The 13,724-nt window shown below is 69.3% G+C and carries 14 protein-coding genes; 11 read left to right on the plus strand and 3 right to left on the minus strand.

Going from position 1 to position 13,724, the window contains the following annotated elements; translation table 11 throughout:
- Window positions 1-10: 10 nt before the first annotated feature.
- The 8 genes from BJY18_RS25425 to BJY18_RS25460 all read left to right on the plus strand — a co-directional run bounded on the left by BJY18_RS25425 (window position 11) and on the right by BJY18_RS25460 (window position 8,359).
- Window positions 11-448: a DUF2304 domain-containing protein gene (locus BJY18_RS25425; RefSeq protein WP_184782468.1), complete on the plus strand. Its 438-nt coding sequence runs from the start codon at window positions 11-13 to the stop codon at window positions 446-448.
- Complete coding sequence (locus tag BJY18_RS25430; protein ID WP_184784835.1) at window positions 445-972, plus strand: uridine kinase family protein; 528 nt, start codon at window positions 445-447, stop codon at window positions 970-972. The genes BJY18_RS25425 and BJY18_RS25430 overlap by 4 nt, the downstream gene beginning before the upstream one ends.
- A gap of 567 nt (window positions 973-1,539) precedes the next feature.
- Window positions 1,540-3,216, plus strand: coding sequence for an ABC transporter substrate-binding protein (locus BJY18_RS25435; RefSeq protein WP_184782469.1), 1,677 nt, complete (start codon window positions 1,540-1,542; stop codon window positions 3,214-3,216).
- Between the two features lie 93 nt (window positions 3,217-3,309).
- The gene (locus tag BJY18_RS25440) at window positions 3,310-4,311 is read left to right on the plus strand and encodes an ABC transporter permease (RefSeq protein WP_184782470.1); all 1,002 of its coding nucleotides are present in this window, start codon (window positions 3,310-3,312) and stop codon (window positions 4,309-4,311) included.
- Window positions 4,308-5,243: an ABC transporter permease gene (locus BJY18_RS25445; protein ID WP_184782471.1), complete on the plus strand. Its 936-nt coding sequence runs from the start codon at window positions 4,308-4,310 to the stop codon at window positions 5,241-5,243. Before BJY18_RS25440 ends, BJY18_RS25445 begins: the two co-directional genes overlap by 4 nt.
- A gap of 6 nt (window positions 5,244-5,249) precedes the next feature.
- Entirely contained in the window at window positions 5,250-6,245 is a 996-nt protein-coding gene (locus BJY18_RS25450; protein ID WP_184782472.1) for an ABC transporter ATP-binding protein, read from the plus strand.
- A 122-nt stretch (window positions 6,246-6,367) separates the two neighbouring features.
- Window positions 6,368-7,456, plus strand: coding sequence for an ABC transporter ATP-binding protein (locus BJY18_RS25455; RefSeq protein ID WP_184784836.1), 1,089 nt, complete (start codon window positions 6,368-6,370; stop codon window positions 7,454-7,456).
- A 216-nt stretch (window positions 7,457-7,672) separates the two neighbouring features.
- Window positions 7,673-8,359, plus strand: coding sequence for a DedA family protein (locus tag BJY18_RS25460; protein WP_184782473.1), 687 nt, complete (start codon window positions 7,673-7,675; stop codon window positions 8,357-8,359).
- 4 nt (window positions 8,360-8,363) lie between these two features.
- Here BJY18_RS25460 and BJY18_RS25465 read toward each other — a convergent pair whose 3' ends face one another.
- A complete protein-coding gene (locus BJY18_RS25465; RefSeq protein WP_184782474.1) occupies window positions 8,364-9,263 on the minus strand; it encodes an EamA family transporter in 900 nt (299 codons plus the stop codon).
- An 87-nt stretch (window positions 9,264-9,350) separates the two neighbouring features.
- Here BJY18_RS25465 and BJY18_RS25470 point away from each other — a divergent pair, with 87 nt between their 5' ends.
- Window positions 9,351-10,256, plus strand: coding sequence for a LysR family transcriptional regulator (locus BJY18_RS25470; protein WP_184782475.1), 906 nt, complete (start codon window positions 9,351-9,353; stop codon window positions 10,254-10,256).
- A 93-nt stretch (window positions 10,257-10,349) separates the two neighbouring features.
- Here the strand turns inward: BJY18_RS25470 and BJY18_RS25475 are convergent, their stop codons facing one another.
- Entirely contained in the window at window positions 10,350-10,958 is a 609-nt protein-coding gene (locus BJY18_RS25475) for a TetR/AcrR family transcriptional regulator (RefSeq protein WP_184782476.1), read from the minus strand.
- A 101-nt stretch (window positions 10,959-11,059) separates the two neighbouring features.
- Between BJY18_RS25475 and BJY18_RS25480 the strand changes: the two genes are divergently transcribed.
- Entirely contained in the window at window positions 11,060-11,713 is a 654-nt protein-coding gene (locus BJY18_RS25480) for a peroxiredoxin-like family protein (RefSeq protein ID WP_184782477.1), read from the plus strand.
- Between the two features lie 82 nt (window positions 11,714-11,795).
- Window positions 11,796-12,713 (plus strand): SDR family oxidoreductase, encoded by a 918-nt coding sequence (locus tag BJY18_RS25485; RefSeq protein ID WP_184782478.1) that lies wholly within the window; start codon window positions 11,796-11,798, stop codon window positions 12,711-12,713.
- Between the two features lie 36 nt (window positions 12,714-12,749).
- On the opposite strand, the gene BJY18_RS25490 is transcribed toward BJY18_RS25485, so the two are convergent.
- Window positions 12,750-13,718 (minus strand): helix-turn-helix transcriptional regulator, encoded by a 969-nt coding sequence (locus BJY18_RS25490; RefSeq protein WP_184782479.1) that lies wholly within the window; start codon window positions 13,716-13,718, stop codon window positions 12,750-12,752.
- Window positions 13,719-13,724 lie beyond the last annotated feature (6 nt).

Genomic DNA, 13,724 nt, shown 5'->3' on the forward strand with positions numbered 1-13,724 from the left:
GGGTCCGCACATGGCAGGCTGGCAGATTCTCAGCATCGTCGTCGCGGGCTTGGTGCTCTTCGTCGTCCTGGAGATGATGCGGCGCCGGAAGCTGCGGGAGAAGTACGCGGGCGTGTGGCTCCTGGTCGCGGTGGGCGTCGTGGTGCTCGCGGTGATTCCGCAGGCCGCGTCGTTCTTGGCGAAGATCACCGGCGTGCAGACCCCGTCGAACTTCGTCTTCCTGCTGGCCGGCGTGGTGCTGGCGCTGGTCGCCCTGCACCTGTCCACCGAGGTCGGTCACCTCGAGGAGGAGGTGCGCACGTCGGTGGAGGAGATCGCGCTGCTGCGCTGCGAGCTGGACGACAGCAAGCGCGCACTGGAAACCCGGATCGCCGAGCTCGAGGCCCGCACCTCCGCCCCGGACGACGTGAACGGGCTCCCCGAAGTGAGTCACGCACGCGTGCGCTGATCTCGGCCCTGTTCGCCGCCCCACCTCGCCTCGGTGACGTCCGGGTCCTCGCGATCGACGGCCCGTCCGGAGCCGGCAAATCGACTCTGGCGCGGTCCGTGCTCGCCGCCCTCGGTCCCACGGCTGCGCTGGTGAGCACGGACGCCTTCGCCACCTGGGACGAACCGGTGTCCTGGTGGCCCCGGCTGGAGGACGGTGTGCTGGAGCCCCTGTCCCGCGGCCGTCCCGGCTCTTACCGGCAGGTGGACTGGACCTCCGGCGCCCCGCGCGCGGGCGCTGTGGTGCGGCTGCCGGTACCGGAGGTGCTGATCCTGGAAGGCGTCTCGAGCGGCCGCCACGCGATGCGCGCGCGGTTGTCCCGCCTCTGCTGGCTGGAGGGCGGCGACGAGGCGACGAGACTCTCCCGCACCCTCATTCGCGATGGCCCCGCTTCTCGCGAGGAATTGCACCGGTGGCAGCTCTTCGAACGAGGCTGGTTCCCGGTGGACGGCACCCGAGCCGCCGCGGACATCCGGCTGCACTGAGAAACGCGGCGGCGCGGGTTTGGCAGTGGTCTGGACGTCGGCACGCAGGTGACGACAGTCGGCAGCGGGGCGGAATCGGTGTTCGTGAGACTGGCTGCCAGTGGTCTGGACACCGGCGACCGCGTGCCCCGGCGATCGTGAGGCCCGGCGATCGTGAGGCCCGGCGACCGCGAGCCCCGGCCACCGAGCACGATCCTGCCCAGCATCCGGCCGCAGGTGGTCTGAACCTTCGGCACGCCCGTGCGTATCTGTGCGCTGCTGGTGCCGCCGGGATCGTCACGGCGTGTCCGAAGTCGTCCGCAGGTGCTCGCGTCCGGGCTAATCCGACTAGTCCATTCGTGCGACCAAGCTGCCACTCTTCGTGCCAAAACCCACGATTCAACTACGTAACGTACAGATTTGCCGACACTTTGCGGTCATTTCGGTCCTTGCGTAGCGCGATCGTAACCTCACGTGCTTAAGCGTGGGCCCACTTGCCGCTAATGTCGGCGACCACACCGACATTTCCGGTCTGCCGACCGGCGTGGGCGGTGACTTCGAGACCGAACATCTCCCAAGGGGTGCCAGATGCAGCAATTGCGGCTGACCCGAACACGTCGTGCGGCCCTGATCGGGCTCGCCGGGGTGCTCGCGGTCTCGCTGTCCGCGTGCGCGGAGTCCAAGCGCGACGAGGCCGGAGGTGGCGGCTCCGGCGGCACCATGGTCTTCGGCAACACCGGCAACCCGAAGATGTTCGACCCGACCTTCACCGACGAGGGCGAGACGTACCGCATCACCCGGCAGATGCTGGACACGCTCATCCAGAACAAGCCGGGCACCGCCGAGCTCCAGCCCTCGCTGGCCACCAAGTGGGAGCCCAGCAACGACGGCAAGACCTGGACCTTCACCCTCAAGCAGGGCGTGAAGTTCAGCGACGGAACGCCCTTCAACGCCGACGCGGTCTGCTACAACTTCGACCGCTGGTTCAATATGAAGGGCGCGGCCGCGCAGAGCCAGATGATCTACTACGCCGACGTCTTCGGCGGCTTCGCGAAGAACGAGGGTTCCGCGACCGGCGACCCGCTGTACAAGAACTGCGAGGCCAAGGACCCGAACACCGCGGTGCTCAACCTGAACAAGGCCAAGGGTGCGTTCCCGGCCGCGTTCACGCTGCCCGCGTTGTCCATCCAGAGCCCGTCCGCCATGAAGCAGTACCAGGCGGACAAGGTCTCCCAGTCCGGCGACTCGTTCACCTACAGCGACTACGCCTACAAGCACGTGACCGGCACCGGCCCGTTCAAGTTCGAGAGCTGGGATCAGGGCAAGGGCGAGATCACGCTGGTGCGCAACGACAGCAGCACGATGCCCTCGCCGGCGAAGCTGGACAAGCTGATCTTCAAGGTGATCCCGGACGAGAACGCCCGCAAGCAGGCGCTCAAGGCCGGCGACATCGACGGCTACGACTTCCCCGCGCCCGCCGACTACGGGCTGCTGCGCAAGGACGGTGACCAGGTGCTGGTCCGCCCGTCGTTCAACGTGCTGTACCTGGGCATCAACCAGTCCGGCAACCCGAAGCTGAAGGACCCCAGGGTCCGCCAGGCGCTGGCCTACGGCATCAACCGCGAGCAGTTCGTGAAGTCGAAGCTGGCCGAGGGTTCCGAGGTCGCCACCGAGTTCGTGCCGAAGGCCATCTCCGGTTACACCGACGACGTGAAGAAGTACCCGTACGACCCGGAGAAGGCCAAGCAGCTGCTGCAGCAGGCAGGCGCGAGCAACCTGTCGTTGAAGTTCTACTACCCGACCGAGGTCACCCGGCCCTACATGCCGAACCCGGCCGACACCTTCACCGCGATCTCGCAGGACCTGAAGAACATCGGCATCACCATCCAGCCGGTGGCCGAGCCATGGAACGGCGGCTACAAGGACGACGTGCAGCAGTTCGGCAAGCACGACATCCACCTGCTCGGCTGGACCGGTGACTACAACGACGCCGGCAACTTCATCGGGACCTTCTTCGGCCGCCCGAAGAAGGAGTTCGGCTTCGACAACGCGGAGCTGTTCGACACGCTGGCGCAGGCCGACGCCTCGCCCGCGGGTGACGAGCACGCGAAGGCCTACCAGGAAGCCAACAAGCAGATCATGGACTACCTGCCCGCCATCCCGATCGCCTATCCCTCGCCCGCCATCGTGGTCAACGAGAAGGTCAAGGGCATCGTGGCGAGCCCGCTGACCGACGAGCGCTTCAACAACGTCACGACCAGCTGACGTGCACCACCACTAACAGCTCAGGCCAAGGGGCAGGTGCTACCGCGCCTGCCCCTTGGTCCACGTTCCCGGGCTGTACACAAAGGACTACTCGTGCTCCGTTTCATCGTGCGCCGGGTGCTGCAAGCCATCCCGACGCTGCTGATTCTGTCCATCCTGGTCTTCGCGTGGTTGCGCTCCCTGCCCGGCGGTCCGGCCGCCGCGCTGCTCGGGGACAAGGCGACCCCGGAGAAAATCGCCGACCTGAACCACGTGCTCGGCCTCGACCAGTCGATTTTCCTGCAGTACTTCAGATTCCTCGGCCGGGCGGTCACCGGTGACTTCGGCAACTCGCTGGTCTCCGCGCAGCCGGTGATGTCGGAGATCGGCACTTTCCTGCCGGCCACCATCGAACTCGGCCTGTCCGCGATCATCATCGCGGTGGTGGTGGGCATCCCGTTCGGCTACCTCGCCGCCCGGTTCCGCGGCGGCGTCGCGGACAACGTGATCATCGTGCTGACCCTGGTCGGCGTCGCGGTGCCGATCTTCTTCCTCGGCTACACCATGCAGGACCTGCTGTCCGCCCCGCTCGGGCTGCCGTCGCAGGGCAGGCAGGCGCCGGGTATCGACGCCACCGCGGTCACCAACTTCGCCATCCTCGACGGCATCATGACCAGCGAGTGGGATGCGGTCTGGGACGCCATCCAGCACCTGATCCTGCCGGCGTTCGCGCTGGCCACCATCCCGCTCGCGGTGATCACCCGGATCACCCGCGCGTCGGTGCTGGACGTGTTCAACGAGGACTTCATCCGCACCGCCAACTCCAAGGGCCTGACCGATTCGGTGGTGCGGCAGCGGCACGTGCTGCGCAACGCCCTGCTGCCGGTGGTCACCACGATCGGCCTGCAGACCGGTGCCCTGCTCGGCGGCGCGGTGCTGACCGAGCGGGTGTTCAACTTCCGCGGCCTCGGATTCCTGCTGGCCGAGGGCATCGAACGGCGGGACTATCCGCGGCTGCAGGCGTTGCTGCTGTTCGGCGCGCTGGTCTACGTGGTGGTGAACATGCTCGTCGACATCTCGTACGGGCTGATCGACCCGAGGGTGCGTGTGCGGTGAACACTCTGCTGAACAAGAAGAAGGAACCGATCGACAAGCTCGCCGCGTCGTCGGTGAGCGGGCGGAGCCTCGGCGGCGAGGCGTTCCGGCGGATGCTGCGCAGCCCGGTGGCCATCACCGGCGGCGTGATCACCCTGCTGTTCCTGCTGCTGGCGATTTTCGCGCCGCTGCTCACCCCGAAGGACCCGCAGACCCGCTATCTGCAGGACAAGGTGGAGCTCGGCCGCGGCATCATCCCTGGCGCGCAGCCCGGTTTCCCGCTGGGCGTGGACGACTTCGGTCGCGACTTCCTGTCCCGGCTGCTCGTCGGCGCACAGCAGACGCTGCTGGTCGGCGTGCTGGCCACGGTGATCGGCGTGCTGCTCGGGGTCATCATCGGCGGGATCGCGGGCGCGTTCGGCGGCTGGGTCGACACCGTCCTCATGCGACTGGTCGACGTGCTGCTGGCGTTTCCCTCGCTGCTGCTGGCGATCTCGATCGCCGCGCTGTTCGCGAAGCCGAGCCAGTGGACGGTGATCCTGGCCGTGTCGATCATCGGCGTGCCGATCTTCGCCCGGCTGCTGCGTGGCTCGATGCTGGCGCAACGGGAAGCGGACCACGTGCTGGCCGCGACGTCACTGGGCGTCAAACGCGGCACGATCGTGTTCCGGCACATGCTGCCCAACTCGCTCGGCCCGGTGATCGTGCAGGCCACGCTGACCCTGGCCACCGCGATCCTGGAAGCGGCCGCGCTGTCGTTCCTCGGTCTCGGCGATCCGGACCCGACCCGTGCGGAATGGGGACTGATGCTGGGCAACGCCTCGCGCCAGTTCCTCGACATCCGCCCGGAGCTGGCGTACTACCCGGCCGTCGCGATCGTCGTGGTGGCACTCGGGTTCACGCTGCTCGGCGAGTCCCTGCGCGAAGCCCTCGACCCGAAGAACCGGCGGTGACTCCCGATGGCACTCCTTGAAGTCCGCGACCTGAAGGTCGTGTTCCAGCGCAAGGGCGAGCAGCCGTTCACCGCGGTGGACGGCGTGAGCTTCGACGTCGAGCCGGGCCAGACCGTCGGCCTCGTCGGCGAGTCCGGCTGCGGCAAGTCGGTCACGTCGCTGGCGATCATGCGGTTGCTGGCCAAGCGCGGCAACCGGGTCAGCGGCTCGGTCCGGTTCGAGGGCACCGACCTGCTGAAGCTGTCCGGCCGGGAGATGCGTGACCGCCGCGGTCGCGACCTCGGCATGGTCTTCCAGGACCCGTTGTCCTCGCTGAACCCGGTGATCCCGATCGGGCTGCAGATCACCGAGGTGCTGGAACGCCACCGGGGCATGCCCCGCAAGAAGGCCCGCGTGGAGGCGGCCGAACTGCTGGACAAGGTCGGCATCCCGGATCCGTCGCGGCGGCTTTCCGAGTACCCGCACCAGCTTTCCGGCGGGATGCGGCAGCGTGCGCTGATCGCGATCGCGCTGGCCTGCCAGCCGCGGCTGCTCATCGCCGACGAGCCGACCACCGCGCTGGACGTGACCATCCAGGCGCAGATCCTCGCGCTGCTGCGGGACCTGGTGCGCGACACCGGAACCGCGCTGATCATGATCACGCACGACCTCGGCGTGGTGGCCGGGCTGTGCGACGAGGTGAACGTGCTCTACGGCGGCCGGATCGTGGAACGCGCGCAACGGCACGCGTTGTTCGCCGAGCCGCGGCATCCTTACACGAACGGTCTGCTGGCCTCGATTCCGCGGCTGGACGAGGGCCGGGGCGAGAAGCTGGTGCCGATCCGCGGTTCGGTGGCCGACAACATCCCGTGGGACAACGGGTGCGCCTTCGCGCCCCGGTGCCCCAACGCGCTGCCGGTGTGCCGGGAACGGACGCCGGAACTCGCGGCGGACCGCGGCGGACTGCTGCGCTGCCACAACCCGGTGCAGCCCACGGTGGCCGCCGGAGGAGGGACCCGATGACGGTGCCGAACCCCCAGCCGCCGAACCCCCAGCCGCCGAACCCCCAGCCGTCTGACTCCCGGCCGCCGGACTTCGAACCGCCGAACTCCGAACTGCCGGACTCCGAGGTGCCGTCCGGGGAAGTGCTGCTGGAGGTCACCGACCTCAAGGTGCACTTCCCGATCAAGCGTGGCGTCATCGTCGACCGGACGGTGGGGTACGTGTACGCGGTGGACGGCGTCGACCTGTCCATCCGCCGCGGCGAGACCTACGGGCTGGTCGGCGAATCCGGCTGCGGAAAGTCCACGCTGGGCCGTGCGATCCTGCGGTTGAACGAGCCCACCGCGGGCAGTGTCGTGTTCGACGGCACGGATGTCGCCCGGCTCAAGGGCGAGCAGCTGCGCAGGGCCCGGCGGCGGATGCAGATGATCTTCCAGGATCCGATGTCCAGCCTGGATCCGCGCCAGTCGGTGGAGTCGATCCTGGTCGAGGGCATGCACGCGCACGGCCTCGACCGCGATCCCGAGGCCACCGCGCGCAGGCTGCGGGAGCTGCTGTCGGCGGTCGGCCTGCCGGAGTCGTCGCTGCGGAAGTACCCGCACGAGTTCTCCGGTGGCCAGCGCCAGCGCATCGGCATCGCACGGGCGCTGGCGGTGGAACCGGACCTGATCGTGGCCGACGAACCGGTGTCCGCGCTCGACGTGTCGGTGCAGGCGCAGGTGGTGAACCTGCTGGAGGAACTGCAGGACGAGCTGGGTCTGACCTACGTGGTGATCGCGCACGACCTGGCCGTGGTGCAGCACATCTCCGACCGGATCGGCGTGATGTACCTGGGCGCGCTCGTCGAGGAGACGAGCTCGGCGGAGCTGTACGAGAATCCGCTGCACCCCTACACCCGGGCGCTGCTGTCGGCGATCCCGGTGCCGGATCCGGTGGTGGAGGACAGCCGTGAGCAGATCCTGTTGGCCGGCGACCTGCCGTCCCCGGCCAACCCGCCGACCGGCTGCCGTTTCCACACCCGCTGCCCGTGGCGGCAGGCGACCCTGTGCGACACCGACCGTCCGCAGCTGCGGGAGATCGGCGCCGGACACCGGGTGGCCTGCCACTACGCCGAGGACATCCGCGACGGCCGGATCCAGCCGCACAAGGTCGAACCGGAGCTGGTCGAAGCCGGCGCGGTGAACCCCGATTCCGGCCCACCGGACGTCGGCTCGGTCACCGAGATCCTCTGACGGCCGTGACGGCCTCCTTCGGGGAACATTCCTGAGGGGAGGCCGTCACGGACCGGCGACACCCGACGCAGGTGTGCGGTTCGGGTGATATGTCCGGTTACCCCGGTCTCAAGGCGGATCCCACCCCCGACTGAAGGGTGACGCCGGGGGAAAGCGGCGCCGGTACGCTGCGGGGAGCAGGCACGGAACCGGCGATCAGCAGGGGGTTTGGCGTACGTGAGTATCGAGCACTGGCTGGAGGCGATTCCGCCGATCTCGGTCTACCTCCTGGTCGGGCTGGTGGTGATGATCGAGAGCCTCGGCATCCCGCTGCCCGGTGAGATCGTGCTGGTGAGCGCGGCGCTGCTGGCCTCGTCGCACAGTGGGCTGAACCCGTTGTGGATCGGCGGCCTGGCCAGTGCGGGCGCGATCATCGGGGACAGCATCGGCTACCTGATCGGCCGCAAGGGTGGTAAACGGCTCTTCGACTGGGCAGGCCGGAAGTTCCCCAAGCACTTCGGCCCGGAACACGTGGCCAATGCCGAGCGGATGTTCCACAAACGCGGGATGTGGGCGGTGTTCTTCGGCCGCTTCGTCGCGGTGCTGCGGATCCTGGCCGGCCCGCTCGCCGGCTCGCTCAACATGCACTATCCGCGCTTCCTCATCGCGAACGCACTGGGCGGCATCGTCTGGGCCGGCGGCACCACCGCGCTCATCTACTACCTGGGCGTGGTCGCCGACAAGTGGCTGAAGGGTTTCCAGTGGGCGGCCCTCGCCGTGGCGCTGGTGCTGGGTGTGGTCATCGCGTTCGTGCTGAAGAAGCGGATGGGCCGCGCTCACCCCGACAACTCAGGCAGCTCAGGCACCTCTGGCAGCTCGGACGCCGAGACCGACCCGGCGACGAAGGACGACGCGGTCGCCTGAACGCTCAAGCCGGCAGCAGCTCCTCGTCCAGGGCGGCTGCCGGCTTCCGGCGCAGGCTGCCCAGCAGCACGCCGCCGATCACCACCGCCGCGGCGACGATCTCCAGGAGGGTGGGCACCTCCGCGAGGACGAAGAACGACGCGCTCAGCCCGACCACCGGCACGAGCAGGGAGAACGGGGCCACCACGCTCGCCGGGTTCCGGCGCATCAGCGTGGTCCACACGCCGGAGCCGACCACGGTGCCGAAGAGGACCACGTAAGCCAGCCCGGCGAGGCCGATCAGCCCGGCGTGCGTGCCCAGGGTCGTGAGCGACCGGAAGCCCGCGGTGCCTTCGAAGCCGAGTGACAGCGCGAGCATCGGCAGCGGCGGCACGACCGACATCCACAGCGTGAGGTGCAGTGGATTGTCCGGCTCCGCCTTGCGCATGCTCAGGTTCCCGAACGCCCAGCTCAGCGCGGCGAGCAGGGTGAGCAGCATGGGCACCAGCGCGGCGTGCCCGGCCTGCTGCCAGGCGATCGCCGTCATGCCCGCGACGGCCAGCAGGATCCCGGCCAGCTGGCGCCCGGAAATGCGTTCCCGCAGCAGCGCCGCGCCGAGCAGGACGGTGAACGGCGCAGAGGACTGCAGTACCAGCGAGGCGAGGCCGGTCGGCATGCCCAGGTCCATCGCCACGAACAGGAACGCGAACTGTCCGGTGCCGAACCCGAGGCCGTAGCCGAGCAGGTACCGCAGTTTGACCCGGGGCCGCGGGACGAACAGCAGGGTGGGCACCGCGATCAGTGCGAACCGCAGCGCACCGGCGAACATCGGCGGGAACTGGCCGAGCGTGGCGTGGATCGCGAGGAAGTTGAGGCCCCACAGGACGGCGACGAACACGGCGAGCAAGCGGTCACGAACGGCCATACCCCGTACTCTGCCGGGGAAAACTGTGAAGGACCAGCGAGAATAACTGCACTGACCGTTCAGTTCTGCTTCACATACACTCGGCGGATGGATGTGGGGAGGCTGCGGACCCTGCGGGAGTTCGCCGACCGAGGCAGCGTTACGGCCGCCGCCCGGGCACTGCACTGCACGCCGTCGGCGGTTTCGCAGCAGCTGCGTGCGCTGCAGGACGAGATCGGTGTGGCGATCACCGAGCCGGCGGGACGCGGCCTGCGGCTCACCGACGCCGGGCAGGCGCTGGTGGCCCGCGCGGACGAGGTGCTGGCGGCACTCGACCGTGCCGAGGCCGAGCTCGACACCTACCGCAGCGCGCCCCGCGGCCGGGTGCGCATGGCGATCTTCCAGTCGGCCGGACTGATGCTGCTGCCCGGACTGCTGAGCCGGATCGCCCGGCACGACGGGCTGGACGTCGATGTGCGCGATGTGGACATGATCCCGCCGCAGGTACCCGGCCTGCTCGCCGACTACGACGTGGTGGTGGCGCACCGCGACGAGCACGCGGCGGAGTTCGGCTCGGAACGGCTGGAGGTGGTTCCGCTGCTGCGGGAACCCCTCGACGTGGCGCTGCCCTCGGATCACCGGCTGGCCCGCAGACGCCGGGTCGGGCTGGCCGATCTCGCTGACGAACGCTGGATTTCCGTGGACCACGGCTTCCCGGTCGACGACGTGCTGCGCTCGCTGACCGTGCGCACCGGTGTGCGCCCGCGGATCGTCCAGCGGATCAACGATTTCCGGATCACCGAACGGCTCGTCGCGGCCGGGCACGGCATTGCGCTGGTGCCCCGCTACACCATGGACACCCGGCGCGGCAGCGGACTCGTCGCCCGTCCGCTCGCCGGCATCCGTGCCGCCCGGCTGGTGGAAGTGGTGTGCCGCACCGGAGCGCTGAACCGGCCCGCGGTGGCGACGGTGATCGACGAAATGCGGGCCGAGGTCGCCGCGCTGACCGCCTGACCTGCCACCTCGGCTCGACGGGCTTGGTGCCGGTGAAGGGGGACCTTCAGGGACTTGGTCGTCCGTCAAGGCTCCTTCACGGCCCGGGAGTGATCAGACGGCGTGGCTGCGCAGGTGCGTGATCGCGATCCGCAGCACGTCCTCGAGCGGGGTCGACTCGCCGCGGATGTGGGCGAGCAGGAGGCCACCCTGCAGACAGGCCATGGTGGCCTGTGCCAGCCGCGCGGGATCCGCGTCGGCGCGGAGCAAGCCGTTGTCCCGCAAGGTTTTCAGGCCGCGTTCCAGATAGGATTCCCATTCCCGGTACGCGCGGTCCAGCAGGGTGCGCACGCGGGGGTGGTCGCCCAGCTCGCCGGCCAGGTTGCCGAGCGGGCAGGGGATCGGACCGTCCGGTCCGCGGTGCAGGCCCAGCAGTTCCTCGGCCCAGCGGTCGAAATCGGCCCACGACGCGAGGCCGCGGATGGCGGGCTGGTTGCCGAGGATCTGTTCCAGGTACCGGTCGATCACCGCCTCGACCAGCTGATCCTTGTTCTTGAAGTAGTGATACATCTGGGACTTCCCGGCACCGCTGGCGGTGAGCACCCTGTCCAGGCTGGTGCCCGCCACCCCGTTGCGGTACATCAGGTCCGCGGCCGCGTCGACGATTGCCTCGCGCGAGCGCCGTCCGCGATCGGTGACCGCCGCCGTACTGTGCGCCTCCATGTACTGAATAGTACATTCCCGCAGGTCAGAACGGCTGGTGAAAATCTGTACCGGATAGTACAGTCGAAGTCGCTGTACTGATCGGTACAAAAGGAGATCCGGTGAGCACCACACTCGAGAACGAGCTGAACGACCTGCGGACCCAGAGCAAGGAGAAGCTGCCGCCCGCCGTCTCGGCGGTTTTCGCGGCTGACGCCGAGCGGACCGAAAAGACCGTGGAGCGCGACAAGTTCGCCCAGGTCGGCGCCACGGTCGGCGAATTCACGCTGCCGGACGCGAACGGCGGCGAGACGTCGTTGTCCGAGCTGGTCGCCGACGGTCCGGCGGTGCTCGTGTTCTACCGCGGCGCCTGGTGCCCGTACTGCAACGTCGCGCTGCGTGCTTACCAGCGCGACCTGCTGCCCGAGCTGAACCGCCGCGGCGTCCGGCTGGCCGCGATCAGCCCGCAGATTCCCGACGGGTCGTTGTCGGCGAAGGAGGCGAACGGGCTGGAGTACTCCGTGCTTTCCGACGTCGGCAACATCGTCGCGCGGGGGCTCGGCATCACCTTCCGCACGTCCGACGAGGTGCGCGAGGCGCAGTCCAGCCTCGGTCTCGACCTGGGCGTGCAGAACGGGACCGGCGAATGGGAGCTGCCGCATCCGGCGGTGGCCGTGGTGGCTGCCGACCGCACGATCCAGTTCCTCGACGTGCACCCGGACTACACCACCCGCACCGACCCGGCGCAGGTGCTCGCCGCGCTCGACGAGCGCTGACCCACGCTCTTCGCGAACCCGGACGAGTCTTGTCCGGGTTTGCGAAGAGGCTGGTGCTCCATCGACGGAAGGGAGCATCAGGATGAGCGGGGAACTGTCCGGCAAGGTGGCGCTGGTGGCCGGCGGCACGCGCGGGGCGAGCCGGGCGATCGCGGTCGAACTGGGCCGGGCCGGGGCGCATGTGTACGTGAGCGGGCGCAGCACCCGGCACGGGCGGTCCGAAGTGGACCGTCCGGAAACCGTTGAAGGCACGGTGGACCTGATCGAGGCCGCCGGCGGCACGGGCACCGCGGTACGGGTCGACCACCTGGTGAGCGACGAGGTGGCCGCGCTCGCCGAGCGGATCGACGCCGGGCACGGCCGGCTGGACCTCCTGGTCGACGGGATCTGGGGCGGGGACAACCACCTGGAGTGGGGCAGGCCGGTCTGGGCGCATTCGCTGGAGAAGGCACTGCGGATGATCCGGCTGGCGATCGACGCGCACCTGATCACCAGTCACCACCTGCTGCCGCTGCTGATCCGCCGCCCGGGCGGGCTGGTGGTCGAGCTGACCGACGGCACCGCCGAGTACAACGCGAAGTACCGCGAAGGCACCGCGCTGCCGTACTACCTGGCCAAGGCGTCCGCGCATCCGCTGGCGACCGGGGAAGCGGCGGAGCTCGCGGAGTACGGCTGTCACGCGGTCGCCTTCACGCCGGGCTGGCTGCGTTCGGAGGCAATGCTCGACGCCTACGGCGTCACGGAAGAAAACTGGCGTGCCGCAACGGTTCGCCAGCCGCATTTCGTGATTTCGGAGACGCCGACGTTCGCCGGGCGCACGGTCGCCGCTCTCGCCGCCGATCCCGACCGCGCCCGGTGGAGCGGCCAGACTGTCTCAAGTGGACAGCTGGCCGCGGTCTACGGCATCGACGACGTGGACGGCAGCCGACCGGACGCGTGGCGGTACGTCGTGGAAGTGCAGGAGACTGGAAAGCCCGCGGACGCGAGCGGCTACCGCTGAGATCCTCATGCGCGGCGGGAGAACCGTCGTCGCGCGTCAGCGGTTGCGGTCGGCCAGCGCCTGGGCCACGTCGGCGACCGCCTCGCGGATCTCCGCCGGCGTGCACACCTGTACCCCGGGGCCGAGCGAGGTCAGCTGGCCGACCGCGATTTCCTTGTTCTCCAACGCCAGTTCGGCCGCCGCCCAGCCGCTTTCGTCCGGCTGGGCAAGCGAAACCACCACTTCGGCCAGATACTCCTCGCCGAACACCCGGCGCAGCGCCGACACCGCCGGGCGGTCGAGCCGAACCGTGACACGCAGCGGAAAAGAGACCTTTTCGAACTCCGCTGACGACGCCCGCCACCAGTCGGCCAGCGAGAACTCCGGCGGGCGTGCGAAGGTCTCGCCGGTCTCGTCCACCGCGACCAGCCGGGACACTCGGTAGGTGCGCAATCCGCCGTCCCCGGCCCGGGCGACGAGGTACCAGACGCCCGCCTTCAGCACGAGCCCCAGCGGATCCAGCCGCCGTTCGGCGATGGTGTCCCGCCGCCGGTACCGCACGTCGAGACGACGCTGGGTCCACACCGCCTTCGCCACGGCGGGCAGCGCGGCCGCGTCGTCCGCCGAACGGAACCAGGCCGGGGCGTCCAGGTGGAAACGCCCGGCCACGGTCCTTGCCTGGTCCCGCAGCGGCGCGGGCATGCTCGCGGACACCTTCGCGTGCGCCGCGGCGACTGCGGTGCCGAGGCCGAGCCCGGCCAGCGCGTCCGGCGCGTCGAGGGCGAGCAGCGCGACGGCCTCCCGCGAGGTGAGCCCGTCGAGCCGCGAACGCCAGCCGTCCACCAGCCGGACCCCGCCATGGCGTCCGGGTTCGCTCCAGAGCGGAACGCCGGCCTCGCGCAGTGCGGCGAGGTCGCGACGCATCGTCCGCTCGGTCACGCCCAGCTCGCGCGCCAGCTCGCCCACCGTGCCCGCGCGTTTGCGGTGCAGGATGAACAGCAGCGCCACGAGCCGTTCGGCGCGCATCGCGAC

It is taken from the genome of Amycolatopsis jiangsuensis (assembly GCF_014204865.1).
Taxonomy (GTDB): domain Bacteria; phylum Actinomycetota; class Actinomycetes; order Mycobacteriales; family Pseudonocardiaceae; genus Amycolatopsis; species Amycolatopsis jiangsuensis.